General features: G+C 66.2%; 20 protein-coding genes. 12 read left to right on the forward strand and 8 right to left on the reverse strand.

Annotated elements, in window-relative coordinates; genetic code table 11:
• Positions 1–108 precede the first annotated feature (108 nt).
• The 4 genes from tolR to pal all read left to right on the forward strand — a co-directional run bounded on the left by tolR (position 109) and on the right by pal (position 3774).
• Complete coding sequence (tolR, locus tag U1763_RS17175; RefSeq protein ID WP_307087538.1) at positions 109–546, forward strand: protein TolR; 438 nt, start codon at positions 109–111, stop codon at positions 544–546.
• Between the two features lie 13 nt (positions 547–559).
• On the forward strand, positions 560–1603 hold the full coding sequence (gene tolA, locus U1763_RS17180; protein WP_332756148.1) for a cell envelope integrity protein TolA: 1044 nt from the start codon (positions 560–562) through the stop codon (positions 1601–1603).
• Between the two features lie 188 nt (positions 1604–1791).
• The gene (gene tolB, locus U1763_RS17185; protein ID WP_332756149.1) at positions 1792–3195 is read left to right on the forward strand and encodes a Tol-Pal system beta propeller repeat protein TolB; all 1404 of its coding nucleotides are present in this window, start codon (positions 1792–1794) and stop codon (positions 3193–3195) included.
• A gap of 51 nt (positions 3196–3246) precedes the next feature.
• Complete coding sequence (gene pal / locus U1763_RS17190; RefSeq protein WP_132734603.1) at positions 3247–3774, forward strand: peptidoglycan-associated lipoprotein Pal; 528 nt, start codon at positions 3247–3249, stop codon at positions 3772–3774.
• A gap of 235 nt (positions 3775–4009) precedes the next feature.
• Here the strand turns inward: pal and U1763_RS17195 are convergent, their stop codons facing one another.
• The 4 genes from U1763_RS17195 to U1763_RS17210 all read right to left on the reverse strand — a co-directional run bounded on the left by U1763_RS17195 (position 4010) and on the right by U1763_RS17210 (position 7677).
• Entirely contained in the window at positions 4010–4861 is an 852-nt protein-coding gene (locus U1763_RS17195) for a S1/P1 nuclease (protein WP_332756150.1), read from the reverse strand.
• Complete coding sequence (locus tag U1763_RS17200; RefSeq protein ID WP_132734598.1) at positions 4858–5778, reverse strand: isoaspartyl peptidase/L-asparaginase family protein; 921 nt, start codon at positions 5776–5778, stop codon at positions 4858–4860. Before U1763_RS17200 ends, U1763_RS17195 begins: the two co-directional genes overlap by 4 nt.
• Positions 5775–6914: an acyltransferase family protein gene (locus tag U1763_RS17205; RefSeq protein ID WP_332756151.1), complete on the reverse strand. Its 1140-nt coding sequence runs from the start codon at positions 6912–6914 to the stop codon at positions 5775–5777. Before U1763_RS17205 ends, U1763_RS17200 begins: the two co-directional genes overlap by 4 nt.
• A gap of 241 nt (positions 6915–7155) precedes the next feature.
• Positions 7156–7677, reverse strand: a complete 522-nt coding sequence (locus U1763_RS17210; RefSeq protein WP_332756152.1) for a DUF1993 domain-containing protein — start codon at positions 7675–7677, stop codon at positions 7156–7158.
• A gap of 115 nt (positions 7678–7792) precedes the next feature.
• Between U1763_RS17210 and ispG the strand changes: the two genes are divergently transcribed.
• The 5 genes from ispG to U1763_RS17235 are packed head-to-tail and all read left to right on the forward strand — an operon-like array spanning position 7793 to position 10999.
• The gene (gene ispG / locus U1763_RS17215) at positions 7793–8929 is read left to right on the forward strand and encodes a flavodoxin-dependent (E)-4-hydroxy-3-methylbut-2-enyl-diphosphate synthase (protein WP_332756153.1); all 1137 of its coding nucleotides are present in this window, start codon (positions 7793–7795) and stop codon (positions 8927–8929) included.
• A 36-nt stretch (positions 8930–8965) separates the two neighbouring features.
• Positions 8966–9253: an AbrB/MazE/SpoVT family DNA-binding domain-containing protein gene (locus tag U1763_RS17220; protein WP_332756154.1), complete on the forward strand. Its 288-nt coding sequence runs from the start codon at positions 8966–8968 to the stop codon at positions 9251–9253.
• Positions 9250–9630, forward strand: coding sequence for a type II toxin-antitoxin system VapC family toxin (locus U1763_RS17225; RefSeq protein ID WP_332756155.1), 381 nt, complete (start codon positions 9250–9252; stop codon positions 9628–9630). Before U1763_RS17220 ends, U1763_RS17225 begins: the two co-directional genes overlap by 4 nt.
• Positions 9627–10526, forward strand: coding sequence for a DMT family transporter (locus U1763_RS17230; RefSeq protein ID WP_332756156.1), 900 nt, complete (start codon positions 9627–9629; stop codon positions 10524–10526). Before U1763_RS17225 ends, U1763_RS17230 begins: the two co-directional genes overlap by 4 nt.
• A complete protein-coding gene (locus U1763_RS17235; RefSeq protein ID WP_332756157.1) occupies positions 10523–10999 on the forward strand; it encodes a GNAT family N-acetyltransferase in 477 nt (158 codons plus the stop codon). Before U1763_RS17230 ends, U1763_RS17235 begins: the two co-directional genes overlap by 4 nt.
• A 36-nt stretch (positions 11000–11035) precedes the next feature.
• Here U1763_RS17235 and U1763_RS17240 read toward each other — a convergent pair whose 3' ends face one another.
• The 4 genes from U1763_RS17240 to U1763_RS17255 all read right to left on the reverse strand — a co-directional run bounded on the left by U1763_RS17240 (position 11036) and on the right by U1763_RS17255 (position 15339).
• The gene (locus U1763_RS17240) at positions 11036–11698 is read right to left on the reverse strand and encodes a TIGR02466 family protein (RefSeq protein ID WP_332756158.1); all 663 of its coding nucleotides are present in this window, start codon (positions 11696–11698) and stop codon (positions 11036–11038) included.
• 4 nt (positions 11699–11702) lie between these two features.
• On the reverse strand, positions 11703–12281 hold the full coding sequence (ppa, locus tag U1763_RS17245; protein WP_132895682.1) for an inorganic diphosphatase: 579 nt from the start codon (positions 12279–12281) through the stop codon (positions 11703–11705).
• A 76-nt stretch (positions 12282–12357) separates the two neighbouring features.
• Positions 12358–14271, reverse strand: a complete 1914-nt coding sequence (locus U1763_RS17250; protein ID WP_332756159.1) for a M61 family metallopeptidase — start codon at positions 14269–14271, stop codon at positions 12358–12360.
• A 132-nt stretch (positions 14272–14403) separates the two neighbouring features.
• Positions 14404–15339 (reverse strand): DUF808 domain-containing protein, encoded by a 936-nt coding sequence (locus U1763_RS17255; protein WP_277983117.1) that lies wholly within the window; start codon positions 15337–15339, stop codon positions 14404–14406.
• 133 nt (positions 15340–15472) lie between these two features.
• Here U1763_RS17255 and U1763_RS17260 point away from each other — a divergent pair, with 133 nt between their 5' ends.
• From U1763_RS17260 to U1763_RS17270, 3 genes are all read left to right on the forward strand, one after another.
• The gene (locus U1763_RS17260) at positions 15473–16483 is read left to right on the forward strand and encodes an adenosine deaminase (RefSeq protein WP_332756160.1); all 1011 of its coding nucleotides are present in this window, start codon (positions 15473–15475) and stop codon (positions 16481–16483) included.
• The gene (locus U1763_RS17265; RefSeq protein WP_443026938.1) at positions 16483–17448 is read left to right on the forward strand and encodes a bile acid:sodium symporter family protein; all 966 of its coding nucleotides are present in this window, start codon (positions 16483–16485) and stop codon (positions 17446–17448) included. The genes U1763_RS17260 and U1763_RS17265 overlap by 1 nt, the downstream gene beginning before the upstream one ends.
• Before the next feature lie 87 nt (positions 17449–17535).
• On the forward strand, positions 17536–19695 hold the full coding sequence (locus U1763_RS17270; protein WP_332756162.1) for a histidine kinase dimerization/phosphoacceptor domain -containing protein: 2160 nt from the start codon (positions 17536–17538) through the stop codon (positions 19693–19695).
• The last annotated feature ends 77 nt before the right edge of the window (positions 19696–19772 follow it).

Here is a 19772-nt window from a genome sequence, read left to right on the forward strand (position 1 = left end):
GGGAGGTGGCTGGCGCAGCCAGACGGAGGGGTGACACCCTCTCGATAGCACGTCACCCCTCCGTCAGCCCTGCGGGCTGCCACCTCCCCTTGCAGGGGAGGATTTGAGATGGCGATGAACCTTCCCTCTTCCCGCGGCCGCGGTCGCCGCGCGCCGATGGCGGATATCAACGTCACGCCGCTGGTCGACGTGATGCTGGTGCTGCTGATCATCTTCATGGTGACCGCGCCGTTGATGACCGCGGGCGTACCAGTGAACCTGCCCGACGCGCGCGCGAAAGCGCTCGACCAGGAGCAGAAGCCCGTCGAGATCTCGATGGACGGCACCGGCGCGCTGTTCATCGACAAGGATCAGGTGACCGATGACGCGCTGCCGATCCGGCTCGCGTCGATCGCCGCCAGTCGTGCGGTGGGGGACGAACCCCAGGTGTTGCTGCGCGCGGATCGGAAGCTCGATTACGGCCGCGTGATGCGCGTGATGGGCGAACTCAACCGCGCCGGGTTGAACCGCGTTGCGCTGGTGACCGTCGAGGGTAATCAGAACTGATGGCGCTGGCCTGATGGATCGCTCGGAGAAGATCGGCTTAGGCGTTGCCGTCGTCGGGCATGTCGTGCTGTTCGGCCTGCTGTCGCTCGGCTTTCTCAGCACGCCCGAACCGCCGAAGATCCAGCAGCAGCCGATCGACGTGAGCCTGGTACCCGACGTCGCCCTGGAGGCGACCGCGCCGCAATCGACCGAAGCGCCCGCGCAATCGATCGCGCCGGACGAGGGCGCGCCCGAGGATGCAGCGCCGCGCGCTCCGCAAGAGGCCGAACCCGAGCCGAAGCCCGATCCGACACCGCCTGCGCCGCAGCCCAAGCCCGCGCCGCCGAAACCGGCGCCCAAGCCGCAGCCCAAACCCAAGCCCGCGCCACCAAAGCCCGCCGCCAAGCCGGCCCCGGTCGCGAAGCCTGTCGTGAAGCCGCAGCCCAAGCCCGAAAAGGCGCCGCCGACCAAGTCTGCTCCGGCGAAGGCAGCGCCGGCAAAGGCCGCGCCGAGCAAGGCTACGGCCAAGCCGAGCACTGCGCCGGCGAAGACGTCGTCCACTACTGGCAAGACGTCGTCCGCGTCGTCGGCCAAGCCTGCGAAACCGTCCTCGACCAAGGGCAGCGGCTCGACCGCGGAGGCAAAGACCTCGCGTCCGCGTGGCTCGCGGCTCGGCGACAATTTCCTGAAGGGGCTGTCGGCCGATCCGTCGCCGAGCAAGTCGGAAGCCCCCAAGGCGGCCAAGCTCGGCGCGCAGGCGGCGGCCAACATCGGTTCGGCGATCCTGCGGCAGGTACAGCCTTGCGCCAACCGGCAGGTCACGCCTGGACCCGGCGCGGAGCGGATCCGCGTGACGATCAACCTGAAGCTCAACCGCGACGGCACGCTGAAGTCGCGGCCGACGATCAGCGGTCATGCCGGGGTCGACGACGACAACCGGCGCTATGTCGACCGCGTCGACGATCTGGCGATCGCGACCTTCGTCGGGTGTTCGCCGCTACGCGGTTTGCCCGACGACCTGTATGACGTGCAGAACGGCTGGAGCAATTTCAGCCTGCGCTACAAACTTCCCGGCTGAGGATGTCCGTTATGACTCGATCGATCCTGGGGTTTTTCCCTTCGCGCCAGCTGCTTCCAGTTGAGAAACACCACCCCGGCGAAGGCCGGGGCCCAATTGGGAAGGTCGATGTAACGATGCGCAACGGTCCCTCAGCGGCGTCCCTCAATTGGGCCCCGGCCTCCGCCGGGGTGGTGTTAGGTGGGCGTATGACTCGATCGATTCTTGCATCGGTTGGGCTGCTCGCGTTCGTCTCCGGCAGTGCAGCGTATGCGCAAGACGCACCAGCGCCGGCACCGCAACAGGCTCCCGCCGATCCTGCAGCGCAGGCAGCGGCCGGCGATCAGTCCGGCGGGCTCGTGGTCGACGTCACCGGCGGTATCTCCGCGCCGATGCCGATCGCGATTCCCGTCATGCCGACGTCCGCGGTCGTCTCCACGCCAGCAGGCTCGACCGACGTGCTCGGCCGCCAGCTCGCCGATATCGTCACCAACGATCTCCGCAATTCCGGTCTGTTCACGCCGCTCTCCCCCGGCCAGCTCCGCCCAATCACTTTCCCCGAAGTCACCGCACCCGGGTTCGAGTACTGGGGCAGCACCGGCGCGCAGGCACTCGTGCAGGGCTTCATCCGCGCGAACGGCGACGGCAACCTGACCGTCGGCTGCTACCTCTACGACGTGTCGTCCAAGGCGGAGCTGACGCGCACCGGCTTCGTCGTGCCGCCGTCGGACTGGCGTCGCGCAGGGCATAAATGCGCCGACATGGTCTACACCCGCCTCACCGGCGAGGGCGCGTATTTCGACAGCCGCGTCGTCTATGTGTCCGAGACCGGCCCCAAGGGCCGCCGCATCAAGCGGCTCGCAATCATGGATCAGGACGGTGCCAACCACCGCTTCCTGACGAACGGCCAGTCGATCGTCCTGACGCCACGGTTCGCGCCGAACCAGCAGTCGATCGTCTATATGAGCTATCTCAACAATCGCCCGGCGATCTATGTCTACGACATCGGTTCGGGCAAGCAGCGCCTGGTAGTCGCGAACGCGAACCTGACGTTTGCGCCGCGCTTTTCGCCGGACGGGCGCAACATCCTGTTCTCGATGGCGCAGGGCGGCAACACCGACGTCTACCGCGTGTCGTCGCAGGGGGGGACCCCGCAACGCCTGACCAATTCGCCGGGGATCGACACCGGCGGCAGCTATTCTCCGGACGGCTCGAAGATCGTGTTCGAGAGCGACCGTTCGGGCGGACAGCAGATCTACGTGATGAACGCCGATGGCTCGAACCAGCAGCGGATCAGCTTCGGCGGTGGTCGCTATGCGACGCCGGTGTGGAGCCCCCGCGGCGACCTGATCGCGTTCACCAAGCTCGGCGGCGGCTTCCGGATCGGCATCATGAGCCCGAGCGGCGGCGGCGAGAAACTGCTGACCAACGACTGGCAGGACGAGGGGCCGAGCTGGTCGCCGAACGGTCGCGTGATCAACTTCTATCGCTCGGGACGCGGCAGTGGCGGCAAGGCGGACCTCTGGTCGGTCGACCTGACCGGCGTCAACGAGCGGAAGATCCCGACGCCGCTCGACGGCTCGGATCCGGCCTGGGGCCCGCTTCGCCCGTAAACCTGCTATGGGGGCATAACGGGGAACGTGATTTTCTACGGGAGACTATCTATGTCGAAGCTTTCCAACATCTTGCTGGCGTGTACCGCGCTGATCGCGGTTTCGGGCTGTGCGAAGAAGCGTCCCGCCGTGTTGCCGCCGGCACCGGTCGACAACAACGCTGCCGTCGATCCCAATGCTGGCATGAACAACGGCAATGTCGGCGGCGCGATCGTGCCGGGGTCGGATGCCGACTTCCAGCGCTCGGTCAGCTCGAACACGGTGAATTTCGGGCTCGACATGTACGACATCGATCCGACCGCACGCGCGATCCTCGACAGCCAGGCGCAGTGGCTGGCCAAGTTCCCGAACCAGCGCATCACGATCGAAGGCCATGCCGATGAGCGTGGCACGCGTGAGTATAATCTGGCGCTTGGCGATCGTCGTGCGAACGCGACGAAGAATTATCTCGCGGCAAAGGGCGTGTCGTCGTCGCGGATGACGACGATCAGCTATGGCAAGGAGCGCCCGGTGGCGATGGGGTCGGACGACCAGAGCTGGGCGGCGAACCGTCGCGCGGTAACGGTGGTGCTGAACTAGGGTTTGTCGTGGCGTGTGCTGGCAAGACGATCGGACGCCAGCACCTGCCACACATGCTCCGTCATCCTGACGAAAGTCAGGATCCAGAGTAACACACGGTGAGGTTCTTGGCTCTGGATCCTGACTTTCGTCAGGATGACGAGGCTTGAGCATTCATGTCGCGAGCCTCACGCCCCTACCCTCCCACGTGCAAGAGCCCGCGGGCCCCTCCCTCTCCCCGGCGGAGAGAGGGGTTTTACCCCAGCGCCTTGTCGAGCAGTTTTGCCAGGCGGATACCCCCGCGGCGGATTTCCTCGCGCGACACCGGAACCATCTTGGCAATTGTCGCGTCGTCCATTTTCACGCGCGCCGGCACCGGACCACACGCATCTCCGCCGAGCGCCGCCGCATACGCCTTGTGCGAGGCTTCCCACGACTCACGACTCCAGTCGACGACCGTCCCGGCCCCGATCTTAGCCCGCTCCGCTGCCGGATAGCGCCGCACCAGCGACGGCGGCGTCGAGATCGCGCGCTCGGCGAGCGGCCCGTCCCAGATCGAATGCAGGTTGAACCGCGCCGGGCCGTAGATGCCGTAGTCCGCCTTCACGTCGTTGCCGCCCTTGTCGTTACGATCGCCCGCGTGGAGCGGCTGGTGCAAATCGCCGACAAAGTGGATCAGGAACGCCAACGCCTGCACTCGGTCCTTCGGCGACGTCGCGCGATCCCTCAGCATCTTCACGTCGCGATCGATCTGGACCGAGACGCAATTGCCGTCCTTGCACGCGGGCGTCAGGTCGAACGGCGCGCAGACGTCGGCATCCTGGAAATGCCACGTGTACGCGAACCCGAAACGCGACTTGCCGTCGGCGGTCTTGAGCGGCTTGATGCAATCCGCCCAGACGCTCGCCTGCTCGATCGTGCTGGCGGGACATTCCGGCGTGTCGAGCAGCGCCTGTTTCGCGAGCAGTTTGCGGATCGCGGCCTTGGTCTTGGGCGTGACGTTGGCATAGGCGATCTGTGCGACGGTCTGGTGGCCGTACTCCCAGAACGCGGTGGCGGGGGAGGCGAGGCCGAGCGAGGTGATCGCAGCGAGGAGAAAGCGCTTCATGCCGGCTCGTTAGCGTAGATCGCGACCGTCCGGCTACCCTCGGACGACGCACGTCCGCGGTACATGCCGACGGTGTTGAAACCCCACGCCATGTCGCCGTCCGGTCCCGCGACGATGACGCCGCCGGTGCCGCCTAGTGCCTTCACTTCGGCAAGGACGGCGTCGGCAGCGACTTGCAACGATTCGCCCGACAGCCGGACGCGCGCGGCGATTTCGTGGCCGACGCCGATGCGGAGGAAGAACTCGCCCGAGCCGGTGCACGACACGGCACAGGCGCGGTCGTCAGCGAAGGTGCCCGCGCCGATCACGGGCGTATCGCCGATCCGGCCCCAGCGCTTGCCGGTGACGCCGCCGGTCGAGGTGGCGGCGGCGACGTGGCCGTGCGTGTCGCAGGCGACCGCGCCGACGGTGCCATATTTCATGTCGACGTCGAACCCGCCGCCATCGGCCTGGAACTCGGCGAATTGTCGGCGGCGTTCGTCGGTGGCGAACCACGCGGCATCGGCTTGGGGAAGATCGCGTTCGAGCGAGAACGCATCCGCGCCTTTGCCGGCCAGGAAGACGTGCCGCCCGTCGTCGAGGATCGCGCGGGCCAGGCCGACGGGGTTGCGCGTGGCGGTCGCTGCGGCGACCGCGCCGGCTGCCCGCGTGCGGCCGTCCATGATCGCGGCGTCGAGTTCCAGCGTGCCGTCATGCGTGAAGACCGCGCCGCGCCCCGAATTGAAGTGCGGGTCGTCCTCCAGCACACGCACCGCCGCTTCGACCGCATCCAGCGCGCTGCCGCCGTCCGCCAGCACCTTCGAGCCCGTGTCGAGCGCGCGCGACAGGCCGGCTCTCGCGCCCGCGTCCTGCTCCGGCGAGACCATTTCGCTGTCGAGTTTGCCGGCGCCGCCGTGGATGACGAGGGTCCAGGTCATGCTGAGTCTTTCGAGGGTAGGGCGCGAAGGCCGATGAGGGGACGTAAGGGCGCGATGCTGCGGCCGATCCAGTAGAAGGCGATGCAGCCGATCGTCGTCGCGGCGAGCAGGCACGCGAACTCCGCCCAGCCCGGCAGGCCGGCGGGAAGCAGCGCGTACATCACGATGACGATGATCGTCTGGTGGATCAGGTAGAACGGGAACACCGCTTCAGTCAGTACGCGGCGCCAGCGATGATCGCGGTTCCAGTGGCGCTCGGCGATTCCGATCAGCGCGACGATCGCGCCCCATTGCTCGAGCGCGTGGGCGACGCCGTAGCCGGGGTAGATCCAGCGCGGCGCGACGATGTCGCCGGGCCATTCGAGTTCGACGCCGATGATCGCGCCATAGCCGAGCACCGCGGCGGCCGCGCCGACCTTCCACCAGCGCGGGATCGCCGCCATTGCGGGCTCGGAACGGGCGAGGCCGAAGCCGAACAGGAAGGCAGGGAAATAGGTGACGTGCGCGACCCAGTCGCCGAACAGGGCTTGCGATTCCGCGGCCATCTGGAACCACCAGGCGTGGACGAACACGAGCCACGCGACGGGGAGGACAAGCACCGCCCAGCTGCCGAAGACCCGGTCGAACGCGCGCTGAAGCCAGTCGCCGCGGACGACGGCCAGCCCCAGCGTCAAAACGCTCGTGTAGACCCAGAGGTAGACGACGAACCAGAGGTGGTTCCAGGTCGGCAACGACAGCCCGGCGAGCTTGCCGAAGCGGAAATAGTCATGGCTCCAGAACGTCAGATAGCTGCCGGCATAGGCGTGCTTGGTGACCAGCTCGACCCAGGGTTGCGGCGGCACGATCACCGCCATGCCGAACAGCAGCGGCACTAGCAGGCGGTAACAGCGGTTGGCAAAGAACCCGGCCGTGCCGCTCGACCGGGCAAGCAGCGCGCGGCTGGCATAGCCCGAGACGACGAACAGCAGCGTCAGCCGCCAAGCATTGCTCGCCAGCATCGGCAGCCGCACCCAGTCCTCGACATGGAGCGACTTCACATGGAAGTTCCACGGCACGAAGACCATGCCGATATGGTAGAGGATCAGCAGCGCGAACGCACCGATCCGCAGCCAGTCCATGCCGTAATGCCGGGTCATCGCGCGGCCCTACGGGGCGGGGAGCGGTGCCGCAAGCGCGCTAGGGGTGGTGTGGTGTTCAGGACGGACAGGCATCCCCCCCGAAATCCTCCCCCGCAAGGGGGAGGTGTCTGGCGCTTGCCAGACGGAGGGGGCGGACACGGAACAGCGGTTACCCTTACCGCCCCCTCCGTCACCTTCGGTGCCACCTCCCCCTGGCGGGGGAGGATCGTTTAATCCGGGTATCTGCGTTCCAGTTGGCTTACGCCTTCATGCGCGGCGTGCCCATGAAGTCGCGCTTGCCGATCGGCACGCCCTGCGCGCGGAGGATCGCGTATGCGGTGCTGGCGTGGAAGTAGAAGTTGGGCTGCGAGAACGAGAGCAGGAAGTTCGCGCCGGTGAACGGCATGAAGAACGTGCCGAACTCGAAGGTCGTGTCGTTGTCGGCGAGCGCGTCGAACGTCTCCCGGTCGATCCCCTCCAGCTTGGCGATCGCATCGCGTATCACGCTGTGGAGACCCGCGAAGTCGGTCGGCCAAGCCGATCGATCGGGCGAGAAGGTGCCGCAGCGGACACCCTCGATCCCGCCGACCGAATGCGCGGCGCACGACTTCACCTGATAGCCGAACGGCAGCATGTCGTCGGCGAGCTTCGCATCGATCAGCGTCGCGGGTTCGATACCCTTCTCGGCCGCGAACGCTTCCGCCTTGTCGAGCAGCGCGTCGACCGCACGCAGAATCTGGAGGTTCGAGGGAATCGTCGCATCGTACAGGGACAGGGTCATCGCGTTCGCTCCTAAAGCCGTGCGCCGCTATGGCCGACGTTCGCTACTCCGGCCAGCGATGTTCCGTTCCAGCGCGCAAGTCGCTATATAGGCCTCGAACTCCCGAGGAATCCCCATGTCCCTTCGTCCCTGGCGCGATATCACCCGCCGCAAGAGCCGCCAGATCATGGTCGGCAACGTCCCCGTCGGTGGCGACGCGCCGGTCACCGTGCAGACGATGACCAACACGCCGACCGACGACGTCCGCGCGACGGTCGACCAGATCCGGCGCTGCGAAGACGCGGGCGTCGACATCATCCGCGTCAGCTGCCCCGACGTCGAATCGACCGCCGCGCTGAAGCAGATCGTCCGCGCGAGCCGCGTGCCGATCGTCGCGGACATCCATTTCCACTATAAGCGCGCGCTCGAAGCGGCGGATGCGGGTGCGGCCTGCCTGCGGATCAATCCGGGTAATATCGGCTCGGCGTCGCGCGTGAAGGAGGTCGTCGATGCGGCCAAGTCCAATGGCTGCGCGATCCGGATCGGCGTCAATGGCGGCTCGCTCGAGCGGCACCTGCTCGAGAAATACGGCGAGCCTTGCCCCGATGCGCTGGTCGAGTCGGCGATGGATCACATCAAGCTGCTGCAGGACCACGACTTTCACGAGTTCAAGGTCGCGGTGAAGGCGTCCGACCTGTTTCTCGCGGTCGCGGCGTATCAGCAGCTCGCGGAGCAGGTCGATTGCCCGCTGCATCTCGGCATCACCGAGGCGGGCGGGTTCGTCGGCGGCACGGTGAAGTCGGCGATCGGGATGGGCAGCCTGCTCTGGTACGGGATCGGCGACACCATCCGCGTGTCGCTCTCCGCCGAGCCAGAGGAGGAAGTCCGCGTCGGCTTCGAGATCCTCAAGTCGCTCGGCATCCGCAACCGCGGTGTCCGCGTCGTGTCGTGCCCGTCGTGTGCACGGCAGGGCTTCGACGTGATCCGCACCGTGCAGGCGCTGGAGGAGCGGTTGCAGCACATCCGCACGCCGATGTCGTTGTCGGTGCTCGGCTGCGTGGTGAACGGCCCGGGCGAGGCGCGCGAGACCGACATCGGCATCACCGGCGGCGGCAACGGCAAGCACATGGTGTATCTGTCGGGCGTCACCGACCACCACGTCCAGGACGCCGACATGGTCGACCACATCGTCCGGTTGGTCGAAGCGAAAGCCGCCGAGATCGAAGCGGCCGACGAGGCGATGGCTGCACTGGTGCCGGTGGCGGCGGAATAAGCGGCGTGGTAGGGTCACACCTCGCTGGAGGTGATCATGACCTATCACGCTAAAGTCGTCAGTGGGCAGATCGCCCTGCCTCTCGAACTGCGTCGCGATGCGGGGATCGAAGATGGCGATTCGCTGGTCATCGAACTCAACCCGGACGGCGGCCTGACGATGAAGACCTACGCGCAGGTCGTGCGCGAGGTGCAGTCCGAATTCCGATCGATGGCAAAGCCTGCCGATCGTAATCTGGTGGACGAATTGTTGGCGGAACGTCGCGCCGATGCGGTCCGCGAAAACGCCGAGATCGAGGACTGGCGGACGCGGCACACCGCGTGACCGTCGTTTTCGACGCGTCGACCATATTGGCTATCCTGAAGAACGAGCCCGGCGCCGACGTCGCGATCGAGCATGCGCGTGGAGCTATGCTGTCGAGCGTCAATCTGGTCGAGGTTCGCAGCAAGCTGTTCGAGATCGTGTCCGACGTCGATGCGGTGATCGCGAACCTCGATCGTCTCGAGATCGTGATCATGCCCTTCACCACAACGCAGGCGAAGATCGCCGCAGATCTGTGGCCCGTCGTCAAAGGCAAGAACGTGTCGATTGCCGACCGGGTCTGCCTGGCCTTGGCGATCGATCAGGCCGCGACCTTGTGGACTGCGGACAAGGATTGGGTGACGCTCGGTCTTGATCTGGATATCCACCTGTTCCGATGACCTCGCGCACCGTTTCGCCCGCCCTGGCCTTCGCGGTCGCCGCGCTCGGCATCGGCCTGTTTTCCATGATGGATGCGGTGATGAAGTCGCTCGTGCTGGCGATCGGCGTCTATAACGCGCTGCTGTGGCGGCAGATGATCAGCGTCGGTCTCGGCGCGGTCGCGTGGAAGCTGGGGAATAGCGGTCGACCGAGCGGGCGCGCGCTCAAGCTGCATCTCGCGCGCGGACTGGTGACGACCGCGATGGCGGTGCTGTTCTTCTGGGGGCTGGCACGCGTACCGATGGCGCAGGCGATTTCGTTGACCTACATCGCGCCGATCCTCGCCTTGCTGCTCGCGGCCGCCACGCTGGGCGAGCGGGTCGGGTGGAAGACGTTGGTCGCATCGATCGCGGCACTTGGCGGCGTGCTGGTGGTAATGATCGGGCAGGGGCGCGAGGTGCCGGGGCCAGAGACGTTTCATGGCACGCTCGCGATCCTCGGCTCGGCGGTGCTGTATGCGGTCAACCTCGTGATCGCGCGGCTGCAGAGCCAGGCGGCGCGGCCGGGTGAGATCGCGTTCTTCCAGGCGCTCGTGATCACCGCGACATTGGCGCTCGCGGCGCCCTGGCTCGCGGTGGTCCCCGAGGCGGTGCAATGGCCCAAGCTCGTGCTGGCCGCGGGGCTCGCGACCGCGTCGCTGTGGCTGCTCGGCTGGGCGTATGCGCACGGCGATACCGGGTTCCTCGCGACCACCGAATACACCTCGTTCGTCTATGCCGCAGTGCTGGGTTTTCTCGTGTTCGGCGAGCGGGTATCGGCGTTCACGCTGGCTGGCGCGGCGATCATCGTCGTCGCGTGCCTGTACGCGGCGCGGCGGCGTGACATCGCGCAGACATCGATCGAGGCTAGTGCATGACCCATATCCGTTCCGCGACTCCGGCCGATGTCGGCACGATCCTGCGCTTCGTCCGCGAACTCGCCGCGTTCGAGCGCGAGCCGGATGCGGTCGAGGCTACCGAGCCGATGCTAGAAGAAGCCCTGTTCGGGGAGCGGCCTGCCGCGGAGGCTCTGATCGCGGAGAATGCCGATGGCCCGCTCGGGTTCGCGCTGTTCTTCCACAATTTCTCGACCTGGACGGGCAAGCGCGGGCTGTATCTCGAGGATCTGTACGTGACGCCGGAAGCGCGCGGGCAGGGGGTCGGCGGTGCGCTGCTGTCGCATCTCGCAGGCGTGGCGCTCGATCGCGGGTGCGCGCGGTTCGAATGGTCGGTGCTCGACTGGAATGCCGATGCGATCGCGTTCTACCGGAAGGTTGGCGCGGTCGGGATGGAGGACTGGACGATCCAGCGGATGACCGGGGATGCGCTGGTGAAGCTGGCCGGGCGGTAGGACTAGGGCGGATCGCGGGTTAATCTGCCTGCTATCTCACCCTGTCACGTCGATGTTCATCGCGATCGAGATGCGGTCGCGGGTGCCGAGATGCGGGCGGACGCCGTGGCGGAGCCAGGCGGGGAACAGGACCAGATCACCCGCCTCGGTCGGCAGGCGGCGCTCGACCGGTTGCGGCTGGCCGTCGATGCCGAGCAGCCGAAAGCCGGGCAGGCGCATGAACGGCACCGGAAAGCGCGGGTCCTCGAAGAACAGCTCGCCGCCCGCTTCGCCTTCCGAGGGCGGGACTCCCATGTCGATATAATAGACCGCGGCCCACAGCACGCCGGGATGCGCGTGGCTCATGTTGAGCGCGCCGGGCGGGGAGACGTTCGCCCACATCTTGACGGTCCATTCGACCGTCGCCGCATCGCGCCCATCGAAATGCGACGCGCGCTTCGCCATCTTCACCGCGGTATCGGCGAGCGCCGCTGCTGCCGGTCCACCCCAGTCGAGCATGTCGGTGGCGGAATGCCAGCCACCGACATTGGACCGTGCGAGGCTGGGCGCGGCGGAGTGACGATCGAGGATCGCCGACCGGAGCGCGGCGTTCAGCGCATCCGCATCGGCCAGCCGCCCGTGCAGTATCGGCGTCTCGTATAGTCCGATCTGCGCCGCGCGGACGCGGATGCCATCGAACGCACGAGACGCCGTTGTCATGCGATCAGCGCCCTGCGGTGTCGTCCGCGTTCATCGGCTCTTCGCCCTTGGCCTTCTCGGCGTTGTAGCGCTCGATCGCCTCGATCGTGACGCGCTTGGCTTCGTCGGCATCGCCCCACTTGCCGACCCGGACCCACTTCGTCTTTTCCAGGTCCTTATAGTGCGTGAAGAAGTGCTCGATCTGCTCGAACACGATTTCCGGCATGTCGCCGCGCTCGCCGATGTTGGCGTAATACGGGAACACCGCGTCGACGGGCACGCAAACCAGCTTCTCGTCGCCGCCGGCTTCGTCCTCGAGGTTCAGCACCGCGATCGGACGCGCACGGACGACGCAGCCTGGGATGAACGGCGAGCGTGCGATCACCAGCGCGTCGAGCGGATCGCCATCGGGGCTCAGCGTGTGCGGCACGAAACCGTAGTTCGCAGGATAGCGCATCGGCGTGTGCAGGATGCGATCGACGAACAGCGCGCCGCTGGCCTTGTCGAACTCGTACTTCACGGGCTCGCCGCCGGTCGGGACTTCGATGATGACGTTGAGGTCTTCGGGCGGGTTCTTGCCGGTCGGGATGAGATCGATACGCATGGCGGTCCTTTCAGAATATGACGGTGCCGGCGCTCCTCGTCTGGGGAGCGACCGGCACCGGTAAGTCAGTGGCTGGTCAGCGCGGCGTCAGCAGCTTGTCGAGCCCACCGTCACCTGTACCGACCTTCTGAAGCCGCGGATAGCGCGGGCCGTCGTGGTAATCGAGCGAGATGTCACGGAATCGGTCATTGTTCTTTACAGTGAGACGAATCGGTAGCTTCGTTCCCTGCGCGGCGACGATCGCCGCCTTGATCCGGTCCGCCGAATAGGCCTCGCTGTTGACCGCTTCGATCTCGGTGCCGACGTCGAGGCCCGCCTTGAACGCGGGGCTGTCCCAGATCGACGAGGTGACCACGCCGTCCTTGTTGATCACCATGCCCAGCGAATAGCTGACATCGGTGCCGCGCGTCTTCTCCGCCTGCTTCAGATACGGGCTCTGCTCGGGGCCGTAGACCAGCTTGTAGCCGTTCATCGCAAAGCCGTTGATCGGCGCCGGCTTGCCCGTCTCGGTCAGCCGCGTGTTCAGGAACGTCGCCCAGTCATAGGGGACGATCCCGTTCAACGTCTTCGCAACATCGGCGAAGGTATAGGTCAGCTCGCCATAGTCGCCGTCACGAACGCCGAAGAAGGCACGCGCGAAATCGTCGATCGACTTGGTGCCGTTCGACTTCTGGCGGAGCATCGCGTCGACCTCCATCCAGACCATCAGGCCCTCGTTGTAGTAATCCTCCGACCGCTGCCAGCTCGTCCACCCCTTGGGCTTGCGCGCCGAGATGACGGGATCATTCGTCGTGTCGATCAGCGGACGCCACTGGCGGCCCGGCGCGGTGTCGTAAATACCGAGGATCGAGGCATAGCCGTCGAGCGTGTCCTGCTTGCTGACCAGCCCCGAGCGCGCCTGGAGCACATAGCCCCAGAACTGCGTCTGGCCCTCGTAGACCCACAACAGCGAATCGCGCATCGGCGTGCGGAAATCGGGCGTCCACAGGTCGGCGCCGCGGCGGAACTTGCCGTCCCAGCTATGCGTGTATTCATGCGGCAACAGGTTCCGCGCGGCGGCCCCCGTCTCCCATTCGGTGAAATAGCCGGGACGGACGCCGTTCTCGGAACTGCGATGATGCTCCAAGCCGATCCCGCCGAGCTGATCGGTGATCGACAGCAGAAATTCGTAATGATCGTAATGCTGCGCGCCGAACGTCTTCACCGCCTGGTCGACGAGGCGCTTGTGCGCATCGATCTGCTCGGGCTTGGCGGCGAGCTGGTCGGGGCTGTCGGCGAAGACGTTGAGATCGACGCGGGGGGAGAGCGGCCAGACCTTGCCGTATTTGCCCGCCAGCGTCGGCGAATCGACGAGAATCTCGTAGTTGGTCGTGTCGTAGCTGTAGGTCGAGCCCGATACCTTCGCCGGCACCGCGCCCGCCGCGGTCCAGCCGGTCGGGTAGGTGACGGTCATCTTGATCGGGATCTGGCGGGTGAAATAGCCGGCCGGATAGAGGCTGACGAGATTCGGCTCGAGGCTGATCATCGTCGGGGTCATCACCACGCGGCCCTGGTCGCTCTTGGTCGCGGAGATGAACTGGAACTCGGCAACGACGCTCTTCGCGCCCGTCGGCACGTCGATATGGAACGCGAAGACGTCGACCGGATCGCGCGTCCAGGGGAGGATCTTGCCGTTCGCACGGATCACGAGGCCGGCGAGCTTCTCGATCTCGCCGCGGGGGGAATGCGCGCCGGGGAGCCATTTCGGATACAGCAGCGCCATCGGCCCGGACTTGGCGACCGGGATCGTCTGCTTGACGCGGAAGATGCCGCGCTCGGTATCGGTCGCATCGACGTCGAGCAGCAGCGTGCCCGGATAGGGCGTGTCGACCGCGTCGGGGATCGTGTCGACGAACGGTACCGGCTGTGGCGCAGTATTGCCGGCGGGAACCTGCGCCACCGCAGGAACAGCGGACGCGAGCAGGGATGCGACGAGAAGCTTGCGGATCAAAGGAAGGGCCTTCCGGCTGAGAGACGATGACACGAGGTGTAATCGCGATAAAGGGCAGCCGTCCAGTCCTTTACCGAGATGGGAAGGTGCGCCCCATCACGACACGGTCCGCAGCGATCGGCACTCCGTCCTTCAGTGTGCCTTGGGCTTTTTCACCGCATGCAGACCCAGCGCGATCGCACCACCCAGGATCAGTCCGACGATCCCCGAGAAGAACGCGTTCATCGCCCAGTTCACGGGGCCCTTGGCGAACGGCACCGCATGCGAAGCAGCCTCCGCGGTGTCGTGGATCCAGTGCGGGAGCGTCGTGAACCCGAACTCCTCGATCCCGTGGACGATGATCTGGCCGCCGACCCATACCATTGCTGCCGTGCCGATCACCGACAGCGCCGACATCACCAGCGGCATGCCCTTCACCAGCCCGCGGCCGATCGCCTGCACCGCCGCGCTGCTGCGCTGCGCCAGATGCAGGCCGATATCGTCCATCTTCACGATCAGCGCGACCACGCCGTAGACGCCGATCGTGATGACGATCCCGACCAGCGCCAGGACGATCGCCTGTTCCCAGATCGGCTTGGTCGCCACGTCGGACAGCGCGATCACCATGATCTCGGCCGACAGGATGAAGTCGGTGCGGATCGCGCCCGAGACCTTCTGCGCTTCGAGCGTCGCCGCATCGACCGGCGCCTCGACGACCTCTTCGGCATGACCGCCGCCGAACGCCTCGAGGATCTTCTCCGCGCCCTCGAAGCACAGATAGGTGCCGCCGATCATCAGCAACGGCGTCAGCAGCCACGGTGCGAACGCGCTCAACGCCAGCGCCGCGGGGAGGATGAAGACCAGCTTGTTGCGGAACGACCCTAGCGCGATCTTCCCGATCATCGGCAGTTCGCGCTTGGGTTCGAACCCGACCATGTAGCGCGGCGTCACCGCGGCATCGTCGACCACCACGCCGATCGCCTTGCTGCCTGCCTTGCCGGTGGTTGCAGCGATATCGTCGAGGCTGGCGGCAGCGAGCTTGGTGATCCCGGCGATGTCGTCGAGCAGTGCGACCAGTCCTGTGGGCATCGATGGTGTCCTTAGCGTAGGTTTACGCGCTCGGTAACGTGACAGGATTGTCATGCAACGGCTTTCGCACTTGCGGTAGTGCGCGGCGGGCGGAATGGTTGCAGCCGACGCGACCCAAGCGACAGGACGGATCATGCCAGACGACTTCATCACGAACCTGCCAAAGGCCGAACTCCACCTCCATATCGAGGGCAGCCTGGAACCCGAACTCATGTTCGCGCTGGCCGAACGCAACAAGGTCGCAATCCCGTTCAAGAGCGTAGAAGACGTCCGCGCCGCGTACAGCTTCACCAATCTCCAGACCTTCCTCGACATTTATTACGCGGGGGCCGCGGTGCTCCAGACCGAAGAGGATTTCCGCGATCTGGCGGTCGCCTATTTCGACCGCGTCGCGCAGGACGGCGTGGTGCATGCCGAGATCTTCTTCGACCCGCAGACGCACACGCATCGCGGGATACCGTTCGACGTCGTCGCGCGCGGGCTGTTCGCGGGGATCGACGAAGCGCAGGCGAAGCACGGCATGTCTGTGGGGCTGATCATGAGCTTCCTGCGACATCTCGACGAGGAGGACGCGTTCAAGACGTTCGCGCAGGCGGAGCCGTGGCTCGACCAGTTCATCGGCGTCGGGCTCGATTCGTCCGAAGTCGGCCATCCGCCATCGAAATTCGCGCGCGTGTTCGCGGCGTCGGCTGATGCCGGGCTGATGCTGTGCGCGCACGCTGGCGAGGAGGGCCCGCCCGCGTACATCCACGAGGCGCTCGACATCCTCCAGGTGGACAGGATCGACCACGGCAATCGCGCACTGGAGGATCCGGCACTGGTCGCTCGCCTCGCACGCGATGCGATGACGCTCACCGTGTGCCCGTTGTCGAACGTCGCGCTGCGCAACGTCGACAAGCTGGAGAACCATCCGATCGACCGGATGCTCGATCTCGGGCTGCGCGCGACGATCCATTCGGACGATCCGGCCTATTTCGGCGGCTATATCGGCGAGAATTTCCGTCAGACCGCGCGCGCCAAGAATTTGTCGCGCGAGCAGGTCGTGACGCTCGCGCGCAACAGCTTCCTCGGCAGCTTCCTCGACGACGACGCGCTCAGCGGCCATCTCGCGACGCTCGACGCCTATGTGAAGGCGCACCCGTGATCGGGCGGTTCCTCGCGGTCTTCGAGCCGTTCATCCTGATGCTGCTCGGCACCGTGGTACTGGCGAGCCTGCTGCCGGCACGCGGCGAGATGGCGACGATCGTCGGCTACGCCGCCGATATCGGCATCGTCCTGCTGTTCTTCCTCCACGGCGCCAAGCTGTCGCGCGATGCGATTCTGTCGGGCCTGCGCAACTGGAAGCTGCATCTGGCGGTGCTCGCCATCACCTTCGTCGCATTCCCGCTGTTCGGGCTGGGGTTGACCGCGTTGCCGTTCGTGACGGGGCCGCTCGCCGCCGGGCTGTTGTTCCTGACGCTGCTCCCCTCGACCGTGCAGTCGTCGATCGCCTTTACCGCGATTGCGCGCGGCAATGTCGCGGCGGCGGTGTGCAGTGCGTCGTTCTCCAACCTGCTCGGCATCCTCGTGACGCCCGCGCTGGTCGCGCTGCTGATGAACACTTCGGGCAGCGGGGGGATCTCGATCGAGAGTATCGAGGCGATCGTGCTGCAACTGCTGGTGCCGTTCGTCGCAGGACATCTGTTGCGGCCGTGGATCGGCATTTGGGTGACGCGCAACAAGGGCCTGCTGACGGTGGTCGATCGCGGTTCGATCCTGCTGGTCGTCTACAGCGCGTTCGGTGCCGCGGTGGTGGAAGGCCTCTGGACCAAATTGTCGCTCGGCGACCTGATCTTGATCGGACTGCTGTGCGCCGCGCTGCTCGCCTTCGTGCTCGGGCTGACGTTTGCCGTTGCCCGCCTGATGAAGCTGCCCCGCGAGGATGCGATCGTGCTGCAATTCTGCGGGTCGAAGAAGAGCCTTGCATCGGGCGTGCCGATGGCGGGCGTGCTGTTCCCGCCCGCGCAGGTCGGCGTGATCCTGCTGCCGGTCATGCTGTTCCACCAATTGCAGCTGATCGCCTGTGCCATAATCGCGCGGCGCTATGCCGAGTCCGCGCCGCCGTCCTGATCCTGATCAATAGGCTCACTGCGAGGGTATTTGCTTTGTTCCGCAATGACCGCCACAGCGGTTTTGCTGACAAGGGGGCCTTGGCCGATGACTGCGCAGAACGATGTAGACGCTACTGCGCTCGATCAGGCGCAGACCCAGGACAGCGGGCTGGACCTGACCGCGTGCGACCGCGAGCTGATCCACATTCCGGGGTCGATCCAGCCGCACGGGCTGCTGCTGGTCGCTGATCCGGCGTCGCTGAAGATCGTCGCGGGGGCGGGTAATATCGAGGGTCGGCTGGCGGTAGAGTGGCTCGGCGCAGACCTCTCCCAACTCCTCGCGCAGGCCGTGCCGACGGACGACGTGGGACCGGGGGGGCTGGTCGGCGATCCGGTGATGGGATCCACCGAACGTTTCGAGGTCACGATCCACCGCAGCGGCGACTATCTGCTGGCCGAGCTCGAGCCGGTCGAGGCCGCACCGATGACCGCCACGCAGATGCTCGGTCGTCTCAATCCTATGATCACGATGTTCGAGCGCGCGACCGATCTAAGCACGCTGTGCGACCGCGCCGCGATCGCGTTTCGCCAGCTTACCTGGTTCGACCGCGTCATGATCTATCGCTTCCTCGACGACGACGCGGGGCGCGTCGTGGCGGAGGACAAGGCGGTCGGTCTCGGCACGTTCCTCAATCATCATTTCCCGGCATCGGATATCCCGCGGCAGGCGCGCGCGCTGTACGTTCGCAACCGCACGCGGACTATCCCGACGATCGCCTATACGCCCGCGGTGCTGCGTCCTGCCGGGTTCGAGACGCTCGACCTCAGCGACGTGACGGTGCGCAGCGTGTCGCCGATCCACCTGCGCTATCTCGCCAACATGGAGGTCGCGGCGTCGGCGTCGATTTCGATCGTCAAGGATGGGCTGCTGTGGGGCCTGATCGCCTGCCATCATGCTACGCCGCGGGGATTGAGCCCCGACATCCGCGCCGCGTCGGCAACGCTGGCCAGCGGTCTCGCGCGTCAGATCCGTGCGAAGGAAGAGGCCGAGATCTACCGCGAACGCCTGCGTTTACGCGGTGCCGAGGATGCGGTGATCGCCAAGCTCGCCACCGAACCGGCGCCGCGCAGCATCGTCGTGGCGCTGCGCGACGACCTGCGGCGGATGCTCGACGCCGACGGGTTCGCGTTCGTGCAGGGGACGATCGTCGACACCGACGGGGTCTGCCCGGCGCATGACGAGATTCGCGACCTCGCCGCCTGGGTCTGCGCGCGCAGCGGGATCGAGCCGCTGGCGACGCACGAACTCCCCGCGTTGCTGCCGCGTGCGGAGGCCTATCGCGCCTGCGCCAGCGGGGTGCTCGCGATGCCGCTGATCGACGATGGTGCGATGCTGTTCTGGTTCCGCGCCGAACAGGCCGAGGAGGTCGAATGGGCGGGCAATCCGCACAAGGCGGTCTCGCTCGATCCGACTGCGGTGCTGACTCCGCGCACCTCGTTCGAGTCCTGGACGCAGATCGTGTCCGGACGGTCGCGGCGCTGGACGCTTGAGGAGATCGAGGCCGCGCATCGCCTGCGCCGCGCGTTTCACGACGCGCATATCAACCAGCGGCTCCGCCTGCTCAATGCCGATATGCAGCGCACGCTGGCCGACAAGGACGTGCTGATCGCGCAGAAGGACGTCCTGATGAAGGAGGTCAATCACCGCGTCCAGAACAGCCTCCAGCTGGTCGCCGCGTTCCTGTCGCTCCAGGCCAAGGCGTCCGACGATGCCAAGGTGAAGGAGCATCTCGCCGAAGCGCAGGCGCGGCTTTCCGCGGTCGCGCTGGTGCACCGCCGGCTGTACCGCGACGACCAGGTCGAGTCGGTCGATCTGTCGCGCTATCTCGAGGAGCTGGCCGGCGACATGAAGACCTCGCTCGGCGCGGACTGGGCGGCGCACATGCGGCTCGATCTCGCGCCGATCCTGGTGCCGACCGATCGCGCCGTGAACATCGGGCTGGTACTGACCGAGCTCGTCATAAACGCCAGCAAATATGCCTATGGCGGGCGTCCGGGCCCGATCCTGATCGCGCTCGAACAGCATCGCAACCGTCTTCGCCTGATCGTCGCGGACGAGGGGTCGGGCAAGGTCGGCACGCGGGAGGGCTTCGGCAGCCGGATGATGAATGCGATCGTCGCCGGTCTCTCGGGCACGATCGAGCATGACGACAACATGCCCGGGCTGCGGGTGATCATGACCGCGCCGATCGAGGGCGCGGTCTGACCAAGCCGGGTGTCGGCGAACATGGGCTAGGGTGCGGCTGACATTTGATCGGGTGTCCGCGGGTTGAAGCTTTATGC

The organism is Sphingomonas sorbitolis (genome assembly GCF_036663875.1).
Lineage (GTDB): Bacteria > Pseudomonadota > Alphaproteobacteria > Sphingomonadales > Sphingomonadaceae > Sphingomonas.